The 19,683-nt window shown below is 35.3% G+C and carries 21 protein-coding genes; 8 read left to right on the top strand and 13 right to left on the bottom strand.

The features are described from left to right. Positions 1-114: 114 nt before the first annotated feature. Positions 115-279 (bottom strand): hypothetical protein, encoded by a 165-nt coding sequence (locus tag ACXAGJ_RS18955; RefSeq protein WP_474841989.1) that lies wholly within the window; start codon positions 277-279, stop codon positions 115-117. 126 nt (positions 280-405) lie between these two features. Next, the gene (locus tag ACXAGJ_RS18950; RefSeq protein WP_474841987.1) at positions 406-2,142 is read right to left on the bottom strand and encodes a helix-turn-helix domain-containing protein; all 1,737 of its coding nucleotides are present in this window, start codon (positions 2,140-2,142) and stop codon (positions 406-408) included. 388 nt (positions 2,143-2,530) lie between these two features. Here ACXAGJ_RS18950 and ACXAGJ_RS18945 point away from each other — a divergent pair, with 388 nt between their 5' ends. Both ACXAGJ_RS18945 and ACXAGJ_RS18940 read left to right on the top strand, forming a co-directional pair. Then, a complete protein-coding gene (locus ACXAGJ_RS18945; RefSeq protein ID WP_474841985.1) occupies positions 2,531-2,683 on the top strand; it encodes a hypothetical protein in 153 nt (50 codons plus the stop codon). 116 nt (positions 2,684-2,799) lie between these two features. Continuing rightward, positions 2,800-3,429 carry a hypothetical protein gene (locus ACXAGJ_RS18940; protein ID WP_474841983.1) on the top strand — a complete coding sequence of 210 codons (630 nt, stop codon included), beginning with the start codon at positions 2,800-2,802 and terminating at the stop codon, positions 3,427-3,429. 74 nt (positions 3,430-3,503) lie between these two features. Here ACXAGJ_RS18940 and ACXAGJ_RS18935 read toward each other — a convergent pair whose 3' ends face one another. Further along, on the bottom strand, positions 3,504-4,136 hold the full coding sequence (locus ACXAGJ_RS18935) for a LysE family translocator (RefSeq protein ID WP_474841981.1): 633 nt from the start codon (positions 4,134-4,136) through the stop codon (positions 3,504-3,506). A 1-nt stretch (position 4,137) separates the two neighbouring features. After that, the gene (locus ACXAGJ_RS18930; protein ID WP_474841979.1) at positions 4,138-5,163 is read right to left on the bottom strand and encodes a quinone-dependent dihydroorotate dehydrogenase; all 1,026 of its coding nucleotides are present in this window, start codon (positions 5,161-5,163) and stop codon (positions 4,138-4,140) included. 92 nt (positions 5,164-5,255) lie between these two features. On the opposite strand from ACXAGJ_RS18930, the gene pepT reads away from it, so the two are divergent. Continuing rightward, entirely contained in the window at positions 5,256-6,500 is a 1,245-nt protein-coding gene (gene pepT / locus ACXAGJ_RS18925) for a peptidase T (RefSeq protein ID WP_474841977.1), read from the top strand. An 86-nt stretch (positions 6,501-6,586) separates the two neighbouring features. Here the strand turns inward: pepT and yajC are convergent, their stop codons facing one another. The 4 genes from yajC to ACXAGJ_RS18905 form a co-directional block, all read right to left on the bottom strand. Beyond that, a complete protein-coding gene (gene yajC, locus ACXAGJ_RS18920; RefSeq protein ID WP_473285919.1) occupies positions 6,587-6,880 on the bottom strand; it encodes a preprotein translocase subunit YajC in 294 nt (97 codons plus the stop codon). A gap of 3 nt (positions 6,881-6,883) precedes the next feature. Next, a complete protein-coding gene (locus tag ACXAGJ_RS18915) occupies positions 6,884-7,363 on the bottom strand; it encodes a DUF1573 domain-containing protein (RefSeq protein WP_474841975.1) in 480 nt (159 codons plus the stop codon). Between the two features lie 50 nt (positions 7,364-7,413). Next, on the bottom strand, positions 7,414-8,325 hold the full coding sequence (gene nusB / locus ACXAGJ_RS18910; RefSeq protein WP_474841973.1) for a transcription antitermination factor NusB: 912 nt from the start codon (positions 8,323-8,325) through the stop codon (positions 7,414-7,416). A 171-nt stretch (positions 8,326-8,496) separates the two neighbouring features. Next, a complete protein-coding gene (locus ACXAGJ_RS18905) occupies positions 8,497-9,597 on the bottom strand; it encodes a Glu/Leu/Phe/Val family dehydrogenase (protein ID WP_474841971.1) in 1,101 nt (366 codons plus the stop codon). A 141-nt stretch (positions 9,598-9,738) separates the two neighbouring features. Here ACXAGJ_RS18905 and ACXAGJ_RS18900 point away from each other — a divergent pair, with 141 nt between their 5' ends. From ACXAGJ_RS18900 to ACXAGJ_RS18890, 3 genes are all read left to right on the top strand, one after another. Then, entirely contained in the window at positions 9,739-11,496 is a 1,758-nt protein-coding gene (locus ACXAGJ_RS18900) for an ABC transporter ATP-binding protein (RefSeq protein WP_474841969.1), read from the top strand. 79 nt (positions 11,497-11,575) lie between these two features. Beyond that, positions 11,576-11,959, top strand: coding sequence for a DUF3276 family protein (locus tag ACXAGJ_RS18895; RefSeq protein WP_473285915.1), 384 nt, complete (start codon positions 11,576-11,578; stop codon positions 11,957-11,959). A gap of 99 nt (positions 11,960-12,058) precedes the next feature. Beyond that, the gene (locus ACXAGJ_RS18890) at positions 12,059-14,572 is read left to right on the top strand and encodes a M14 family metallopeptidase (protein ID WP_474841967.1); all 2,514 of its coding nucleotides are present in this window, start codon (positions 12,059-12,061) and stop codon (positions 14,570-14,572) included. A gap of 21 nt (positions 14,573-14,593) precedes the next feature. On the opposite strand, the gene ACXAGJ_RS18885 is transcribed toward ACXAGJ_RS18890, so the two are convergent. Together ACXAGJ_RS18885 and ACXAGJ_RS18880 are read right to left on the bottom strand one after the other, a co-directional pair. Beyond that, positions 14,594-15,460 carry an alpha/beta fold hydrolase gene (locus tag ACXAGJ_RS18885; protein ID WP_474841965.1) on the bottom strand — a complete coding sequence of 289 codons (867 nt, stop codon included), beginning with the start codon at positions 15,458-15,460 and terminating at the stop codon, positions 14,594-14,596. A 1-nt stretch (position 15,461) separates the two neighbouring features. Beyond that, complete coding sequence (locus ACXAGJ_RS18880; protein WP_474841963.1) at positions 15,462-15,926, bottom strand: Mpo1 family 2-hydroxy fatty acid dioxygenase; 465 nt, start codon at positions 15,924-15,926, stop codon at positions 15,462-15,464. A 111-nt stretch (positions 15,927-16,037) separates the two neighbouring features. Between ACXAGJ_RS18880 and ACXAGJ_RS18875 the strand changes: the two genes are divergently transcribed. Both ACXAGJ_RS18875 and ACXAGJ_RS18870 read left to right on the top strand, forming a co-directional pair. Further along, positions 16,038-16,595, top strand: a complete 558-nt coding sequence (locus ACXAGJ_RS18875) for a thioredoxin family protein (RefSeq protein WP_474841961.1) — start codon at positions 16,038-16,040, stop codon at positions 16,593-16,595. Between the two features lie 3 nt (positions 16,596-16,598). Further along, entirely contained in the window at positions 16,599-17,126 is a 528-nt protein-coding gene (locus ACXAGJ_RS18870) for a GNAT family N-acetyltransferase (RefSeq protein WP_474841959.1), read from the top strand. On the opposite strand, the gene ACXAGJ_RS18865 is transcribed toward ACXAGJ_RS18870, so the two are convergent. The 3 genes from ACXAGJ_RS18865 to ACXAGJ_RS18855 all read right to left on the bottom strand — a co-directional run bounded on the left by ACXAGJ_RS18865 (position 17,123) and on the right by ACXAGJ_RS18855 (position 19,647). Further along, positions 17,123-17,641: a YfiT family bacillithiol transferase gene (locus tag ACXAGJ_RS18865; protein WP_474841957.1), complete on the bottom strand. Its 519-nt coding sequence runs from the start codon at positions 17,639-17,641 to the stop codon at positions 17,123-17,125. The genes ACXAGJ_RS18870 and ACXAGJ_RS18865 overlap by 4 nt on opposite strands. Before the next feature lie 6 nt (positions 17,642-17,647). Further along, positions 17,648-18,442: a hypothetical protein gene (locus tag ACXAGJ_RS18860; RefSeq protein WP_474841955.1), complete on the bottom strand. Its 795-nt coding sequence runs from the start codon at positions 18,440-18,442 to the stop codon at positions 17,648-17,650. A 272-nt stretch (positions 18,443-18,714) separates the two neighbouring features. After that, positions 18,715-19,647, bottom strand: a complete 933-nt coding sequence (locus ACXAGJ_RS18855) for a peptidylprolyl isomerase (protein ID WP_474841953.1) — start codon at positions 19,645-19,647, stop codon at positions 18,715-18,717. Between the last annotated feature and the right edge of the window lie 36 nt (positions 19,648-19,683).

The following is a 19,683-nucleotide window of genomic DNA, read 5'->3' as shown; positions in this document are numbered from 1 at the left end:
TTATGCATCCACTATTTCCAACTACTTGACTCCATAAAAAAAGCACTCAATTTAAATCAAGTGCTTTTATAGCTATCATAATCTCGATATCACTATAACATGATTTTTATCTTCCTACATCTGTGGCACATCAGGATTATCTACACACCCTTTAGTACATCCAAAATAATTTGATATGGTATCCGATCCAATACCACCTTTTATATAGGAAAGGTTTGTAATTTTAGCAATTTGGACCTTCTTCAAACGAATACTACTTCTTTTTACATTTTTTTTCATTGTGACTGAGTTTTAAGGATTGATTACTTAAATGTATTGCTTTTCCCCCGTATTCAAAGCATTAAGCAGCCTTTAACTGTCTGGTTTCCGGAAACCCGACTCTTAAAAAAGCTAAATCTACTCTAATTAAACAGACGCCTTCAGTTCATCCTCATACTCCGCTATTCGTTTGATAAAATAAGAAGGATACAAACCTGTTTTTTTATGGAAATACTTTGAAAAGGCTTCGGTAGTATTAAAACCGATCTCGCTAGAAATTGCTTTAATGGTATAGTTTCTAAACTTTTTATTCGTTTTTAACTCTTCTATCAGATATTCGACCCTCAAGTCATTGATATAATTCGTAAAGTTTTTCTCTTTATAAATGTTTACAATTCTAGACACATACTTGCTATTAGTTTTAAACCGTGCTGCCAAACTATTGGTGGTGATGTTAGGTTCCAGAAATTCTTTGTTTGCTTCAAACTTTTCAATTTTGGTCAAAATATCTGCTTTAATTTCTTCTGCTATTTTCAGTTTTTTGATTTCTTCTGTTTTAGCATCTACTTCGGGTTCTTTGGTCATTTTTTCGCTTCTTCCACTTTCTTCTTCCATCAATTCATTAAATCGTTGAGCATATAATCTTCTTTTTTGAAATTGATAGTAGAGTAATATGGTTACTCCAAAAACAATACCCACCAAGATCCATATGTAAATCTTAAAATTTGAATTTTTAGCATAAACCACTTCAATCAATTTTTCTTTTTCAGCAAGTAGGTTAGCTGTATCGTATTGTTTAAACATCTTTTCATTCACCTGCGTATTATTCTTACGCATAATGCTATCAAATTTCAAGAGTCGATCTACATAAAACAACTGGTTTTCAAAATCTTGTTTCAACTTGTAATTATCAATGAGGTACAAATACCCTTCTCTTACTTCAGGAACTATAAATTGAGCCTTTTGGAATACCGAATCTATACGTTTATAAAATAAAGTGGCTTCTTGAGGGTTTACCAACGGTTCTTTTAGCTTACCCAAATAATAATAGGCTTTTACCAAAAATGCTTTATCCTCTAGTCTTTCCAAATAAGGCAAGGTAACTCTTAGTGTATTCTCGGCGTTCGGAAAATCATTTTTATAATAAAAATTAACTCCCTGGTTAAGGAGTAATTGATAGTACAATCCTTCATCGTAATAGTTTATAGAAGAAAAGGTTCGGGCGATATAGTAATCAGACGAATCGATTTTATTGTTTTTGGTATACGATTCGGTGAGATTCACCATAATATCCAAATAATCGACAGTGTCCCTTATACCTCTTTTTTCTTGATACGGTCTACTTCTTTTAAAGATTTGCAAAGCCTCATCATGCTTTCCTAGTTTAGTTTTTATTAGTCCGATATTATATTCTACCATATGTTGAAAGTTCTCATTCTTATTCTTTCTAGAATAATCCAAAGCTTTCAAATAATTATCCAACGCATTTTCGTAATCCCATTTCTCGAAATAAAAATTACCTTTTGATGAATATGGAAAAGTAGGATATAGTGCATGTCCCAGATTTTTGGATAATGATATAGATTTATTTAAAAACTTAAGTTTTAAGGAATCATTTTCTTCATAAAAGTAAAATCGAGCGTAAATCTCTGCCATTTTAAGGCTATCACTTGCCTGAACCGCCTTTGCCAAACATACATTTAAGTAAGGAATAGCCACTGGGATGTCTTCATAATTATCCCAAAACTTTTCCAAAACCTCTTCATAAGAGAATGGTTGAAGAGAATCGGGTACTACGAAATGTTCATCAAGGGATTGAGAAAATGTAAGATTCGAGCACCACAAAAGAACTACAAGCCGTGCTATTCGTGCTATTTTATTCATTAGGTTTTAAGAATGTATAACACCACCAAATGTTTACATAACCATATACCACATTCAATTAGGATAATCTGCAACGAAAACAAAAAACATTTGGTAGTAAATGTGATTGATTGATGTGTAGTAAATATACCATTTTAAAATGGTATCATCTCCAAAGATACCCTGTATTTCTATAGGTTTCATCTATAAATTTCTAAGAAAAACCATAAGGTCTGGTTTCCGGAAATCCTACTCCTTATTCTGGAAACCAGACTTTAAACCCTTGTTTTTAAGACATATACACTTTTAAATTTGAATATACATCAATCATAAATTTCAAATCATTTTAAATCAAGGAGGAATCTGAAAATCCTAAAAACAGAGTAAGACCATAATTAATTTATATCACATGAACCACAATCCCATTTTAAACATCGAAGGAATACAAGTATTACACAGAGAACAAACTAAAACAATTAAAGGAGGAGCCCAGGATAATATGGTCTGTGACTGGGTAGGTAGCGAATATATCTGTTTTGATGTCATTGACGTCGTTGCCTAGCCAAGGATGGAGCACTGCTTTACCTCTGGTTCAAAGCAGTGTTTCTTGGACCGTCTAACTGCTGATTTCACAATTTAAAACAATCAATTTTATACAAATCTTAAAACAAAACTTTTATGAAAACTCAAAATCCAAAACTACGTTACCTTTTTGTACTTCCGATCCTTTTTGCATTGTTCCTTATGGTCTCCTGTGAGAAAGAGGAAGACACTTTTGAACAACCTGTAGAAGCTGTAGAAACTACAGAAAACTTAGAAGACACGGGTAAAATTTATCCATTATTGGATCGCCCTGACTTTACTCCTCCTAACATTCCGCAACCACCAGCTTTTGATGCACATTGTGTTGTAAGATTGGCATACTTATCATACCTAAGACGATGTCCAGAAAATGCGCAAGTCGTTAATGGTTGGATTCAGGTTCTTTTGACCCAAGGGTTCGATGACTTGGCCAAAGGGTTTATCACTTCTAATGAAGCAAGTGTGAAATGGAACTCGCAGTACCATAGTTATCTTTCAAGAAATAACCTAAACAGTGTAGAAGTACATAAGTTTATTTATATCGCTTACCGAGGATTATTACTTAGAGAACCGGATGTAAACGGTGGAAAAGGTTGGACAAATGTCTTTTATGACAGAGGAATAAGAGCTGTAGCTAATGGAATTGGAAACTCTGCAGAATTTAGACGTAGGTTAAACAATATACAGACCGAATGTAATAACGCTGCAAATCAGTGCACCTATTAATTTTATTTTCTGAACCTAGATTAAAAATATGTAAGCCTTCTGCTCATAGGAGGCTTACATTAATTGATCTATTATTATTTTTCAGAAAAAAGAACAAAAACCCCTATCCCTATAAAAACGATAATTTGCAGCCATTTGAGGATGAGTCCTACCTTGGCATTTTTCTTAAGATACTCTGAAATAGCTCCTGCCAGTACGGCGATTAATCCAAACACCACAAATGAAACCAGGATAAACAGCAGTCCTAACATATAAAACTGCACTACAGTACTTAATTCTTGACTAAATAAAAACCCAGGAAAGAAAGCTAAAAAAAAGATGGAAACTTTTGGGTTTAAAAGGTTCATAATAAACCCTTGCTTAAACAATTGCAATGGATTCTTTTTGGGTACCCCTACTTCTGATAACTGAATGGAAGATTCACTTCTGAATACTTTATACGCTAGAAAGAACAGATAAAGCGCCCCAAACAATTTGATAATAAAAAAGAGTGTTTCGCTTTGTTTTATGATCACCGATACCCCAAACGCTAATAGAGATGTATGTATGATACAACCTGTCATCAATCCAGCCACTACAGAGAGGCCATATTTTTTCCCATTAGCCATACTTTGCATTAGGACAAAGATGTTATCTGGGCCTGGCGAAATGGATAGTGCAGCGGTTGCTAAAACAAAAGTGTATAGGATTTCATAATTAATATCCATACTATTTGTTTTGCAATAACGCTTTATTGATGCGTTTGATCAGTTTGGGACCTTCGTATATAAATCCTGTATATAATTGCACCAGGCTTGCTCCTGCTTCCAGTTTCTCTAGAGCATCCTCTACGGTATGTATACCCCCCACACCAATTATAGGAAATGCCTTATTACTTTGTTCAGACAAAAATCGAATAACTTCTGTGGACCTATTGGTAAGGGGTTTACCACTGAGCCCCCCTTTTTCGTTTGCTAATATAAGATTGGATTGTAATCCTTTTCTGGAGATTGTAGTATTTGTTGCGATAACACCTGCTATTTTTGTCGTCTTCACGATATCAATAATATCCAACAATTGATCATTGGTAAGGTCTGGCGCAATTTTCAACAAGATTGGTTTCGGAGAAGATTTTTTCAAATTTTTCTCCTGTAAGGTATTCAAAAGTTGTGTTAGCGGCTCCTTATCCTGCAAAGCTCTAAGATTGGGAGTGTTGGGTGAACTTACGTTTACCACAAAATAATCTACATGATCAAATAGAGCGTCAAAACAAATGATATAGTCGTCGGTCGCATTTTCATTTGGCGTTACCTTATTCTTACCAATGTTTCCTCCTATCAGGACACCTTTGTTTTTCTTTAAACGTTTTACAGCATCCTCTACTCCGCCATTATTGAATCCCATTCGGTTGATAATTGCGCTATCCTTTTTAAGACGAAACAATCGTTTTTTAGGATTTCCTCCTTGAGGTTTTGGTGTTAACGTACCAATTTCTACAAACCCAAAACCAAAATCATGAAGCTCATTAAACAGTTTCGCATCTTTGTCAAATCCCGCTGCCAGACCCACTGGATTTTTAAACTTTAACCCAAAAACTTCTCTTTCCAGTTTAGGATCATTCACATGATATACACTTCTAGTCACAGAAGAAAAAAGAGGTAGCGCAGACAAAAATTTGATCATTCTAAATGTAAAATGATGCACTTTTTCTGGGTCAAAATTAAAAAGTATAGGGCGTAATAATAGTTTATACATTGGTATCCGGATTTGCTTGGCAAAAATAAGTTATACAGGCTTCTAATAAAAGTGTATTTTTGAATTCTTCAGTATACAACATTTTAAGTTTTATGATTTCTAAAAAACACATCACCGATCGATTTATAAGTTACGTTACTATTGACACCGAAAGCGACCCAGCTAGCCAAACCACTCCCAGCACCAAAAAACAATGGGACCTGGCCAACAAGCTAGTAGAAGAACTAAAAGAAATAGGCCTTAGCGAAGTAACCATAGACGAGAATGCATATATCATGGCCACACTTCCTTCGAATATCGATCAAGAAGTACCTACCATTGGTTTTATCTCTCACTTTGATACTAGTCCTGATTTTACAGGAGCTAACGTAAAACCACAAATTATAGAAAACTATGATGGCAAAGACATCATCTTAAACGAAGCCGAAAACATTGTTTTGTCTCCTGATTATTTTGAAGATTTACAACAGTACAAAGGACAAACTCTAATCACTACAGACGGTACTACGCTTCTTGGGGCGGATGACAAGGCAGGGATCACTGAAATTGTCACTGCAATGGAATACTTGATTCAACATCCTGAAATCAAACATGGAAAAATACGAATTGGATTCACGCCGGATGAAGAAATAGGGAGAGGCGCTCATAAATTTAATGTCCCTAAGTTTGGAGCTGATTGGGCCTATACTATGGATGGTAGCCAAATAGGAGAATTAGAATATGAAAACTTTAATGCTGCTGGCGCTGTGGTAACGGTAAAAGGAAAGATAGTTCACCCTGGTTATGCCAAAGGAAAAATGATCAACAGCATGTATATTGCTCAGGATTATATCGACGCATTACCCAAAAAAGAAACCCCCGAACATACTAGTGGTCGGGAAGGTTTCTATCATTTACATACTATAAAAGGTGATGTAGAAGAAACCAAACTGTACTATATCATTAGAGATCATGATAAAGAAAAGTTTGAAGAAAGAAAGGCTTTTATGCTTCAAACAGCCCAAACAATCAACTCAAAATATAATAACGAGCCTATTACTATTGATATCAATGATCAATATTACAATATGCGAGAAAAAGTTGAACCTGTAATGCATATTGTAGATATTGCCGAGGAAGCTATGAAATCCCTCAATATTACTCCTCTTATCAAACCCATTAGAGGAGGAACAGATGGCTCACAGCTTAGTTTTAAAGGCCTACCTTGTCCTAATATCTTTGCTGGAGGGCATAATTTCCATGGACGATATGAGTATGTTCCTGTAGAGAGTATGATCAAAGCTGTGGAAGTGATTGTTCGAATAGCTGAATTAACGGCTAGCAAAAAAGTGAAGTAACATATTATTTTCTAGATAATAAAACGTAAAAAAGCGCGATAGAATTAGTTATAATTTTATCGCGCTTTTAACAAGTAGGCTAGTTATTACTTCTTATCTGTAGCGGGTTTGTTTAACTTTTCACTCATCTCCAAAGAGATTGCAGATCTGTCAAACGTCAATTTACCTGCTCCTGTTTCAATAATAATAGCATTGTTTTTTTCACTAAAGTCGAAAACTTTACCATGAAGACCACTTTTTGTTACTACACGGTCCCCTTTTTTCAAGTCTTCAGCAAATTTTCTTTCCTTTTTTGCCTTTTGCATTTGCGGGCGTATCATAAAAAAATACATCACCACAAAGATCAATATAAAAGGAAGAAATGATTGAATTTGTTCCATATATTAGTTTCCTGCTGGTGCTCCTCCTGCTGGTTTAGCTTTTGGATTTACCAGTGCCTTAATCTTAAGTACTTCTTTTCCAGCTTCTGTATTAGCAGTAATAGTTACCTGCTTAGTTTGCTGATTTGGTTTTCCGTTTGAGTTAAACTTCACCAACATTTCACCTTCCGCTCCAGGTGCTATTGGCTCTTTTGGCCACTCTGGCACAGTACATCCACAGCTTCCTTTTGCGCTTACAATTACTAAAGGAGCTTTTCCTGTATTTGTAAATTTAAAAGTGTGCTCTACTACATCTCCTTCGTTGATCGTACCGAAATCAAATTCAGTTTCAGCAAATGTCATCACAGGAAAATCAGTATTCTTTGCATCTCTTTCTGCCGCTATTTCAACATTTTCTTCTTTAACTTTTTTTGTTGCATCCTCTTTACAAGACACCATCGTCATAGCAAAGATTCCGGCTAAAATTAAGATTCCTTTTTTCATTACTTGGGTTTTTAATTAATTTGAGGGTTAAAAATACATTTTTTTTTGAACTACATAAGTCCCCTACCAACTTTATTTAGTTTACCGTTCTTCTGATACTCTTTTGATAATTTATCCAGAATACCATTGATAAAAATACTACTTTTAGGAGTACTATATTCTTTTGCAATCTCTAAATATTCGTTAATTGTTACTTTTACAGGGATTGACGGGAACTTTACAAACTCACAAATCGCCATTTTTATAATAGCTTTATCCAGTTCTGCTATTCGATCCTGATCCCAGTTTGGCGTCTTACCATCGATCTCCTTGGTAAATGTATCGCCGTTAAGAACTGTTTTTCTAAAAATATCGATAGCAAACTTTTTGTCATCCTCATCTTTATATAACTCTGGTAAAGATTTTTGTTCATCATGAGATGCCTTGGCCTTACGTAACATCTTTACGATTGCAGTGTTTACCAATGGTAAATCATCTACCCAGGTTAATCTTTTATCTTCAAAATAATCATATAGTTTCTCGTTGGGAGCTATTACTTCTTTAAAGATATCCAGAACAAACTCTTTGTCTTCCTTAAAAGAACTTAGTTTGGTACTCATATAATCAGCATATATTTCACTCTCTTTTATAGCCTCCCATAAAAGTGTTACATATTCACTATCGAGTTCCCAACAGTTCATTTTCTTTCTTTCAATTTTTTCCTTAAGCTCTACATTGTTTTCTAACCATGTAAGCACCTCATTATCGATAAATTTGGTGTTGGGATTTTTTTCTTCAGAAGTAGCGAGATACTTCTTTTGACTTTTGGTCAAAAATTCGGCAGCGTGCTTCTTAATTTCTACAAGGAGTTGCAGATTTATAAGAAACAAATCGTACATCTGATCAATACTAAATAGCAGGAATTTTTCTTCTTTATCAAGGTTATCACTTTGGGTCTGCCCTACCGTGTAGAGCGACTGCATGACTTTTACTCTAATATGTCTTCTGGTTAACATAGAATAATTACAAAGAACTTTATACAAAAAAAACGGGCGAAAGTATACCTAACTTTCGCCCTGCAAAAATACTATTATTTTTAATCTAACTACTTTAAATTTCTTTTTTCTGTAGCTAAATTTTAAATTTTTAAAATTCTACAATTGCTCTTTTTTTCTTGCTGCAATACGATCTTCAGCAATGCTCATAGCCGATGCATTTGCAGTGATATTCATCGCTTTTGATTTATTCAAAATATCCAAAGTAGTATTGTAAATATTCTCAGTCTTGGATTTGATCTCTTCTCTACCATAACCTTCAATCTCTGCATATACATTAATAATACCTCCTGCATTGATCAAGAAATCCGGAGCATACACTATTCCTTTCTTTTGAAGTAAAGGACCGTGAATATTCTCATTGGCCAACTGATTATTTGCAGCACCTGCAATAACTTTCACCTTTAACTTATTAATGGTATCATCGTTTACAGTAGCACCAAGTGCACACGGAGCGTAAATATCTGCAGTTTCTGCATATAAGTCTTCTCCTCTGTAAATCTCTGCACCATACTTCTTACTTACCTCCTGTAATCTTTCTTCATTAATATCTGCGATAATTACTTTAGCATCTTCTTCTGCAGCCAGTCTCACTAGTTCTTCACCAACATGACCAATTCCTTGTACCAAAATTCGTTTCCCTGCCAATGCATCATTGCCATAAGCAAATTTGGTTGCTGCTTTCATACCCATATATACTCCGTAAGCGGTTACGGGAGAAGGGTTACCTGCCCCACCTTTGGCTTCAGAAATACCAGTTACGTAAGGAGTAACTTCTCTTACCGTATCCATATCAGAAGTTTCCATACCTACATCTTCTGCAGTGTAATATTTCCCTCCCAAGGTATGCACAAACTTACCAAAACGAGTCATTAATTCTGGGGTCTTGATTTTCTTTGGATCTCCTATAATCACAGCTTTTCCTCCACCAAGATTCAATCCAGTAATTGCTGCTTTATAGGTCATCCCTCTAGATAACCTTAATACATCATTAAGAGCGTCCCACTCTGATGCATAGTCATACATACGAGTTCCTCCTAATGCCGGTCCTAAAATTGTGTTATGCACACCAATTATTGCCTTCAATCCTGTATCTTTGTCTTGACAAAAAACAACTTGTTCGTGATTGTCAAAAGATAGTTGTCCAAATACGGGCGCTTCTTTTTTTAATTGATTTGCTGTTAGCACTTCGGTTATCATTTATTAAAAATTTAAATGGTTATAAATTATATAATATTCAAAATCAGAGTGCTAAAATAATGCATTTTTATGAAATTAAAATTTTTAGCTGTTAAATTTTACGAATTCTTTAATAATTAACCCCTTGCAAAAAGATCTTACATGCGCGCATTACGCCATTTGAACAAATACTTTTTAAAGTATAAATACCGACTTTTAATTGGTTTAGTAATTACCGTAATTGCTAGAATTTTCTCGACCTTAGTTCCTACAATTGTGGGAGATTCTGTAGATATTGTAGAGAAATACATCAATAACGACGTCACAGATATTTCACAAGTAAAAAACGGGCTCATTATTAATATCCTTCTCATTTTGGGAGCAGTTCTAATTTCTGCACTATTCACCTTTTTAATGCGCCAAACCTTTATTGTCGTTTCCAGATTTATAGAATTTGATTTGAAAAATGAAGTTTTTCAGCATTATGAAAGATTATCCCTTAATTTCTATAAAAAAAACAGGACTGGTGATCTGATGAATCGAATAAGTGAGGATGTGTCAAAGGTAAGAATGTATGTTGGTCCTGCTATCATGTATAGTGTAAACACCATAACTCTATTTGTCGTGGTTATTGGATATATGATAAGTATTGCACCAGAACTCACATTATATACCGTTGCTCCTCTACCCATACTATCAGTCTCTATTTATAAGTTAAGTGTAGCTATACATAATCGTAGTACCGTTGTACAAGAGTTCTTATCAAAATTGACCACATTTACTCAAGAGTCATTTAGTGGTATTACGGTTATAAAAGCGTATGGCATTGAACCGCAAACTAATCAAAATTTCACTGAATTATCGAGTGCAAGTAAATCCAAAAACTTAGATCTTGCCAAAGTACAGGCACTATTCTTCCCGTTGATGGTATTACTTATAGGATTCAGTAATATTTTGGTGATTTATATTGGTGGGAAACAATATCTCGACGGAACGATACAAGAGATAGGAGTCATTGTACAATTTATACTTTATGTAAATATGCTTACCTGGCCGGTAGCTACCGTTGGATGGGTAAGTTCTATAGTACAACAAGCAGAGGCCTCTCAGGTAAGAATCAATGAATTTCTGAGCCAAGAACCTGAGATTGTAAACACAGTAACCCAAAAAACTCCTATCCAAGGGAATATTAAATTCAAAGATGTTAGTTTTATTTATGATGACACGAATATTACCGCGTTAAAAAGCATCAGTTTTGAGATTAACAAAGGCGAAACTATTGGTATTATCGGTAAAACAGGTTCTGGAAAATCTACTATTTTAGATTTGATAGGAAGATTATACGATGTCTCTTCTGGAGTGATAGAAATAGATGGTAGACCTATAAAAGACATCAATCTACTTGATCTCAGAAATCATATAGGTTATGTACCTCAAGATGCTTTTTTATTTAGTGACTCTATTAAAAACAATATTAAATTCGGAAAAGAAGACGCCACCGATGAAGAAGTATATCAGGCCGCAAAGAACGCTGTAGTGCACAAAAACATTGTTGGTTTTACCAATGGATATGACACTATTTTGGGTGAACGTGGAATTACATTATCCGGAGGACAAAAACAAAGAGTATCGATTGCAAGAGCGATCATCAAAGACCCCTCCATACTATTATTTGACGATTGCCTATCTGCAGTAGATACAGAGACTGAAGAGGAGATCATGTCTAATCTAGGGAAGATTTCTAAGGATAAAACCACATTTATCGTAAGTCATCGTGTATCTACTACCAAAAACGCGGATAAAATCATAGTCATAGACGACGGGCAGATCACCCAGCAAGGCACTCATAATCAGTTAATCACAGAAGACGGATACTATAAAGAATTGTACTTAAAACAGCTCGATGAAAAAGAAATTTAAGCTTTTTTTTGTGCGATTAACAATTTTTTTAGATTTTTGAAACCATCATAGTATATTAATTAATTAAGAAATACGGATTATGAATGACAATGAAATGATGGAGAAAGAAGAAATTTTCTCAAAAGTTTTAAGAGCAGGAAGAAGAACATATTTCTTTGATGTTAGGGCTACCAAAGCAGGGGATTACTATCTAACTATAACAGAAAGTAAAAAGTTCACTAACGACGACGGATCTTTTCACTACAAGAAACACAAGATCTATCTTTACAAAGAAGATTTCGCTGGATTTACTGAAATCCTAAATGAGATGACTAATTTCATTGTTGATGAAAAAGGTGAAGAAGTGATTAGCGAAAGACACCAAAAAGACTATCAAAAATCATATGAAAAAACAGCTGTAGGCACTGAAGAAGTTACTGCTTCTACTGAAAGTTTTACAGACGTAAGTTTTGACGACATATAAGACATAGCCATACAGGTTAAGTTAAAGTTATGTAAACCGCTTCATTCTCTGAAGCGGTTTTTTTTATATTCACGCTTCACAAAATAACTCAGCTCAAAAATGAAGTACCTCTACGCAGCGTTTATTTTTTTTACAGGAATTACCGCTACCGCACAACAAAATCTTTCTTTAGATTATTACCTACCAAAAAATGTTACTTACAATTCTTCCATACCTACTCCACAAAGCGTATTAGGTTTTGTTCCCGGAAAATGGCACGTTTCTCATGATAAGCTCGTGAACTACATTACAACCCTTGCTCAATCATCTTCGAGAATAACAATCGAAAACCGGGGAAAAACTTTTGAAGACAGACCTTTATTCTTACTAACGATCACTTCAGAAAAAAATCATCAAAACATTAATCAAATACGACAACAACACCTTCAATTGATCGAAAGCAATGCAAACACTATTGATCTAGAATCTCTCCCTGCAGTTGTTTACCAGGGATTTTCTATCCATGGTAACGAACCGAGTGGTGCTAATGCTGCCTTGGTAGCCGCATACTATCTTGCTGCTGCCCAGGGTCCAGAAATTGAAAACCTATTAGATAATACGGTAATTCTATTCGACCCATGCCTAAACCCAGATGGATTACAGCGTTTTGCGTATTGGGCCAATACAAATAAAAGTAAAAATATAAGTACAGATCCGCAGGATCGTGAATATCGTGAAGTCTGGCCAGGAGGTCGAACCAACCACTATTGGTTTGATATGAATCGTGATTGGCTACCTGCCCAATTGCCAGAATCTCGAGCCAGAATAAAAACTTTTCATCAGTGGTATCCTAATGTACTTACCGATCACCATGAAATGGGCACAAACAGCACCTTCTTTTTTCAACCAGGAATCCAGTCCAGAACACACCCGTTGACTCCTAAACTCAATCAGCAACTCACCAAAAAGATTGCTAATTTTCATGCCAAAGCATTGGATAAGATCGGCTCCTTGTATTATACTGAAGAAAACTTTGACGATTTCTACTATGGTAAGGGATCTACGTTTCCTGATATCAATGGTGGAATCGGAATTTTATTCGAACAAGGAAGCTCCAGAGGTCATGCTCAGCAATCCGCTAACGGTTTACTTACGTTCCCCTACACCATAAGAAATCAATTTACAACTATACTTTCTACCCTGAACGCTACAAAGGAAATGCGTAAAGAGTTACTTACTTATAAACGTGATTTTTATGCAAATGCAAGGCAAGAAACCGTGAAAGGCGCCTATCTTTTTGGAAATACTAAGGACGCCGGATCCACTTATCACCTTGCTGAAATGTTACATCGACATAAGATCGAACTACATGAGTTAAAACAGGATGTAACCATCAACGGAAAAGCGTTCAAGAAAGGATACAGCTACATAGTTCCCAAAAATCAACGTCAAAAGAGACTATTAAAAGCTATTTTCGAAAAGAGAACCACTTTCCAGGATAGTCTTTTTTATGATATTTCTGCATGGACATTACCCATGGCGTTTAATTTGGAATATACAGAAAACGCTCCTTTGTCAAACGTGGGTAGCAAAGTAACAGAAGTTAAACCCAAGAATCCAGAATCGGTAAATAAGAGCTCTTATGCTTACCTCATGCAATGGCATGAGTATTATAGCCCTAAAGCTTTGTACCAAATCTTATCCAAAGGGTTACGCGCAAAAGTAGGCTTACAATCTTTTGAACTCGAAGGTAAAAAATATGATTATGGTACAATACTAATTCCTATTCAGAATCAAATTTTGAGTGCAGATCAGATTCATAATCTACTGCAACAAGTAGCTTCAGAAAATCATATTAATATTACCGGTGTACAAACCGGATTAACGCTAGGGATAGACCTAGGGAGCAATCAATTCAGAACTTTAACCTTACCCAAAATAGCGCTATTCACAGGACAAGGAATCACCCCTTATGACGCAGGAGAAATATGGCATCTGATGGATCAACGATATGACATTCCTATTACAAAAATAACCACCGATCGCTTTGCAAACATCGACTTATCAAAGTATACACATATCATTCTACCCAATAGTAACAGGCAACATATCAATAGCGAAAAAGTAGAGAAATTAAAAACCTGGATCCGAAACGGAGGTACATTGATCGGTTATCGAAATGCAGCTCAGTTTTTTAAGAATAATGGATTGATGAATATCGATTTCGCACGACCAAAAAATGATGCGAAAAATATTTCGTTCGAACAAAAACAAGACTTTGCTGGTGCGCAGTATATCGGAGGGGCTATTTTTGAGGCTAACATAGATCGCTCTCATCCCATTAACTTTGGATATGCCCGAGATAAAGTGGCTCTATTTAGAAATACAACCTTTTTTGTAAAACCAGATACCCAAAGTTATAATAACCCCATACAGTACACCAAAAACCCATTATTAAGTGGATACATCAGCAAAAAGAATTTGGATTCTTTGGCAACAACGGTACCATTCCGCCATAACGATATGGGTAAAGGTGACATCATTCTATTTACAGACAATACGAATTTTAGAGCCTTTTGGTATGGAACTAACAAATTATTAATGAATGCCATCTTTTTTGATCACACCATGTAAATAACGTGATTAAAAGGTCTCTCACAAGGCGTCCCGAAATTCGTAATAATACTGTAATACTTTTTCGGGAGCCTCTACTTGTGGGTAATGTCCTATCTCTTCTAAAACGATCACATCGGCGTTGGGAACGATTTCCTGATAGAAATCTGCCATATGCTTGCCTGAAATAGGATCAACTCCCCCATCTATCAAACGTTTGGGCATATCTGTGTATTGAATAGCCTCTCTCCATCTGATTTTATACACATCTCTTTCTGTTAAGTATTTAATGAGCTTAGGAATCACATCTTTACCATTATTGTAGTCTACTACCTCCCAAAACTCATCTATCTCTTCTGCACTGGGTTGTGTATGCGCTCCGAAAATCTTTTTAAAATTCTTGGCCAAGGTATTTCTACCCATAAAATGTTTTAGCAGATTTCCGAACGGGGTTAGTAAAAGTCTTTGCGTAATGGTTGGAAAATTGGTCTCGGGGAACATCCCTCCATTCAGAAATACAACCGATTTGATATCATAAGGGTACTGTTTGTTCTCTTTATATCTCGCCAGCATTTCCTGCACTACTGTATCTCCATAATCATGAGCCAGAATATGAAACTTGTCTATTTTTTGTTCTGAAAGATAATGCTCCCATAAATCCACCTGTGCCGCAATGGAATATTTGAAATCCTTAGGTTTTGAAGTAAATCCATACCCCATCATATCCAAAGTATGCACTTCGTACTTGGTAGTTAAGCTGCTCCAAATTTTCTCCCAATCCCAGGAAGAAGTAGGAAAACCATGTACCAAAACAAGGACCTCCCCTTCTCCTGATTTTTGATAAAACACTTGATGTTTGTCCTTATAGGTGAAATAAGAACCCGAATCTTTCCAATCGTGTAATGTCATCTTATTTTTTTCCAAACATTTTTTGAATTACCCAGGCTGGTCCGATCAATAAAAACTGAAGGTCTTTGATAAACGAAGGTTTTTTCCCTTCAATCTTGTGTCCATAAAATTGGCCGATCCAGGCCAAAGCAAAAATACCTACAGAAACCATCCACAAAGGAGCATATTGACCGATGTAATAATTGGCTATAATACAAAATGCAGAAAACAATAAGATTTGTAATGCCATTTTTATGGATAATCTTACGTAGAAAAACAACACTACTAATAGGATTAAAAAAGCCCAATTTTCTATAAATGGATTTGTTCCAGGAATAATGCCTGCCAGTATACCACTAGGAATACTCATTAACAAACCTACAATCGAAAAAAATATGGCAGGAACACAAATAAAATGAATGGCAATATTTGTTTTATTTTGATGGCTTACCGCATACTCCTCAAACCAACTGTCTAATGTCTTCATAATTAACGCTTATTTTAGGAAGTGAACTATTAACTGTAACTAAGGTAACAATTTTTAGACTTATACAGTATAATATTGTAATTTGGAACCTTTGTAAATGTTGAAATAATTATGGCACGTACTCCTTCAAATATGCTTCCTTTGGGCACTATAGCCCCTGATTTTCGTTTAACGGATGCTGTTACTAACGATAAATTTTCATTGCAAGATGTAAAAGGAGAAAAAGGCACTGTGGTTATGTTTATTTGTAACCATTGTCCATTTGTGATTCATGTAAATGAAGAAATTGTAAGAGTCGCTAATGACTACAGAGTACAGGGCTTTGGTTTTGTGGCTATTAGCAGTAATGATATCGAAAAATATCCTCAGGATGGTCCTAAAGAAATGTGGAAAACCGCTCAGAAAAATAATTATACGTTCCCGTATTTATTTGATGAAACACAAGAAATAGCAAAAGCATATGATGCGGCTTGCACTCCAGATTTTTATCTGTTTGACGCTCAATTGAAATTAATCTATCGAGGTCAATTAGACGATTCCCGCCCTGGAAACGGAATTCCCGTAAATGGTCGTGATCTACGACAAGCATTGGATGCCGTTTTACGAAATGCTACCGTTTCTAGTGACCAAAAACCAAGTATTGGATGTAATATCAAATGGAAGGAATAATTTATGCTATCAGAAATTCGTTTTGAAAAATGCTCTAAAAAAGATATCGATATTCTGACCACAATAAGTCAATCTTTTTATCCCGAGCATTATGCTCATATCTGGCAAAATCAAGACCCATCCTTTTATCTTAATCTGAGTTTTAGCAAGAAGGCTTTTGAAAAGGATTTCGACATCGAAAACATTGCGTACTATTTGATCAAGAAAGGAGATGTAAATCTTGGATTATTGAAAATACGACAAGATGAACTTGTTGAAGACTACAGCAATGATGAAGCCTTACAATTAGAAAAAATTTACTTATTACGATCATCGACTGGTTTGGGGATCGGAAAAAAAGCCATGCAATTTATCATTGAGTATGCAAGGTCCATCAATAAAAAAGTCATTTGGTTGGATGTAATGACTACCAGTAAAGCATTGGATTTTTACAAAAAGACAGGATTTACTACCGTATATCACTATGAATTGGACTACCCTGGATTAAAGGAAGGATATAGAGGTATGCAACGTATGACTTTAAAAATCTAAAGAACTCCCGCCACAATCTTTAAATGTGCCAGATGATGATTTCCATGCCAAGCATAAATACCTATATCTTCTGCCAGAGATATAGTTACATTACCTTCTGGATGTACAAAAGCCTTTTTTAAGTCTTCTTCTGTAAGTCCTTTCAGAAAATACACCCATTTGGCATGTAATGCCTTTATGAGATCTAGAGACAAATGAATAGGAGCGGTTTTGGTATCAAACAATTCTGCCCACAAATTTTCATAATACGCTTTTATTGTCGGTGTATCTTCTGTCATTGCCCATTTAAAACGTATGTATCCGTTGTGATGACTATCATGAATATGATGAATAACTTGCCTAGCAGTCCAGCCTCCTTCACGGTATGGAGTCGCCAATTGCTCCTCTGTAAACCCTGTCACCAAATCGATTAGTTTAGCCGGTAACTCTTCGATATCAGCAATCCACTTTTGAACATCGTTTGATGTTATATTTTCCGGACACTCAAATTGGCCAATGGGATACTGTAAATTCATAGGGTATTACTCTACTTTAGCGTACATAAACTCTTCATTCGAAAACTCATCTATCAAGGTCAATACATTTTCATCAAGACTTTTTATTTTATATCGATACATGCGATCATCCATAGGGAAGAAACATACCAAAACACCGTCTTCAATTCTTGTTTTTAAACGATTTGCAAATTTTCCATCGTAAAAATTGAATCGTATAGTTCCTTCAAAAATGATGTAATCCTGAGTATTTTGAACGTATAACCATTTTCCTTGTAAAGCTGAATAAGTATCTTTATTGTAGAATTTGTTATCGAGAAGTCCTTTCATTTTATTGGCATACTCCACAAAATCAGTTTCAGGAGAAACATCATCCAATGGAGACCCTATCGTTTCCCTATCTACTCTTTCTCCATTATTGAAAAAATGCTTAGACTCGTATTTGGTAAATGATCGTGAATAATCCAACACTTTCTGGCCGCTTTCGTTGGTAGCGTACAGATAAGGTCTCTGTTTATAATTCACATAAATCAATTGATCATTCCAAAAATAAAATTCTGTAATTAGATTAGCATTTCTGGTACTGACCTTTCGATGAATCTTTTTGAGACGTTCATGTTCATAATATCCTTCCAATTCAGCACCATGATCCGCCATTTTATCCAAAAACTCTTCAGGATCCAAATAAAATGTTTCAAATTCGATGTAGCCATCAATAATCTCCATTTGGTCTTTAATATTGGTTAAAATATCCTCTTTACTTTGACCAACACAGAGACAAATATTGCATAGCATTAAGAACGCGATTAATACTTGTTTCATATCTAGGGGGTATAGCAGTTTTGTTAATAAGATACTTAAATCTTAATTCTCTAACAAAATCATTTTTAGCAAAATATAAAAATCTATTGTTAAAAGAAATTTAAAATTCAAAAAATAGTGTTTAACACATAAATTTTATGAGTGAACACAACAATCTATTCTTTTTGTTACATAATGTTCAAAATAATTTATCATTTTCTTAATTTTTTTCAAAAAAAAAGCCCCTAATAAATAGGGACTTTTGCAATATGTTTACTCATTTCTTGAATGAATTATTTCACATTTACCAATTCAACATCAAAAATTAGCGTTGCATTTGGTGGAATTACTCCTCCTGCTCCTCTTTCTCCATATCCAAGGTATGGAGGAATCACAAAACGAGCTTTATCTCCAACCTGTAGCAATGCAATTCCTTCGTCCCAACCCGGAATTACATGTCCCATTCCTAATGGAAAGTCTATAGGTTGATTTCTTTTATACGAAGAGTCAAATACCGTGCCATCTGGCAAACTCCCTTTGTAATGTACTGATACCGTGTTACCTTTCTCGGCTTTTGCCCCATCGCCTTTTTGGATAATTTGATAACGAAGACCGCTATCGGTCTTATCAAAACCAGTCGCTAATTCTTCCAATAATTCTTCAGCTTTCTTTTTGGCAGCAGCTTCTCGTTCTGCTTTGGCACCGTTGAATTGTCTAAAAGTTTCGACTGCATTAAAACCTTCTGCATCTCCCCCAACTCTTATAATTTCAACTTCTTCTATCGCATCTCCTTGCACAACTTCATTTACTACATTTTGCCCCTCTACAACTTTACCAAAAACAGTATGTTTCCCGTCTAACCAAGGCGTTTCTACGTGAGTGATAAAAAACTGACTTCCGTTTGTGCCTGGCCCTGCATTCGCCATAGATAATACCCCTGGTCCATCGTGTTTTAGATCTGGATGAATTTCATCATCAAACTGATATCCTGGCCCACCAGCACCTGTTCCTTGTGGATCTCCACCTTGAATCATAAAATCAGCAATTACTCTATGGAATTTTAGCCCATTATAGTAAGGTTTCCCCTGAGGAATCGCCTGATTTTCTAGGTTTCCTTCGGCTAGTCCTACAAAGTTCCCAACAGTTCCAGGTGTTTTTTGATATTCAAGATTGACAAGGATGTCTCCTTTGGTGGTTTTAAATTTTGCGTATAATCCGTCTTGCATGGCAATATATTTTAACGTTTTAATTTTGAGCAGCAA

This window comes from Aquimarina sp. AWH4_224 (assembly GCF_056160245.1).
The sequence above is the reverse complement of the archived record's forward strand: the minus strand, read 5'-3'. Positions and strand labels throughout refer to the sequence as shown.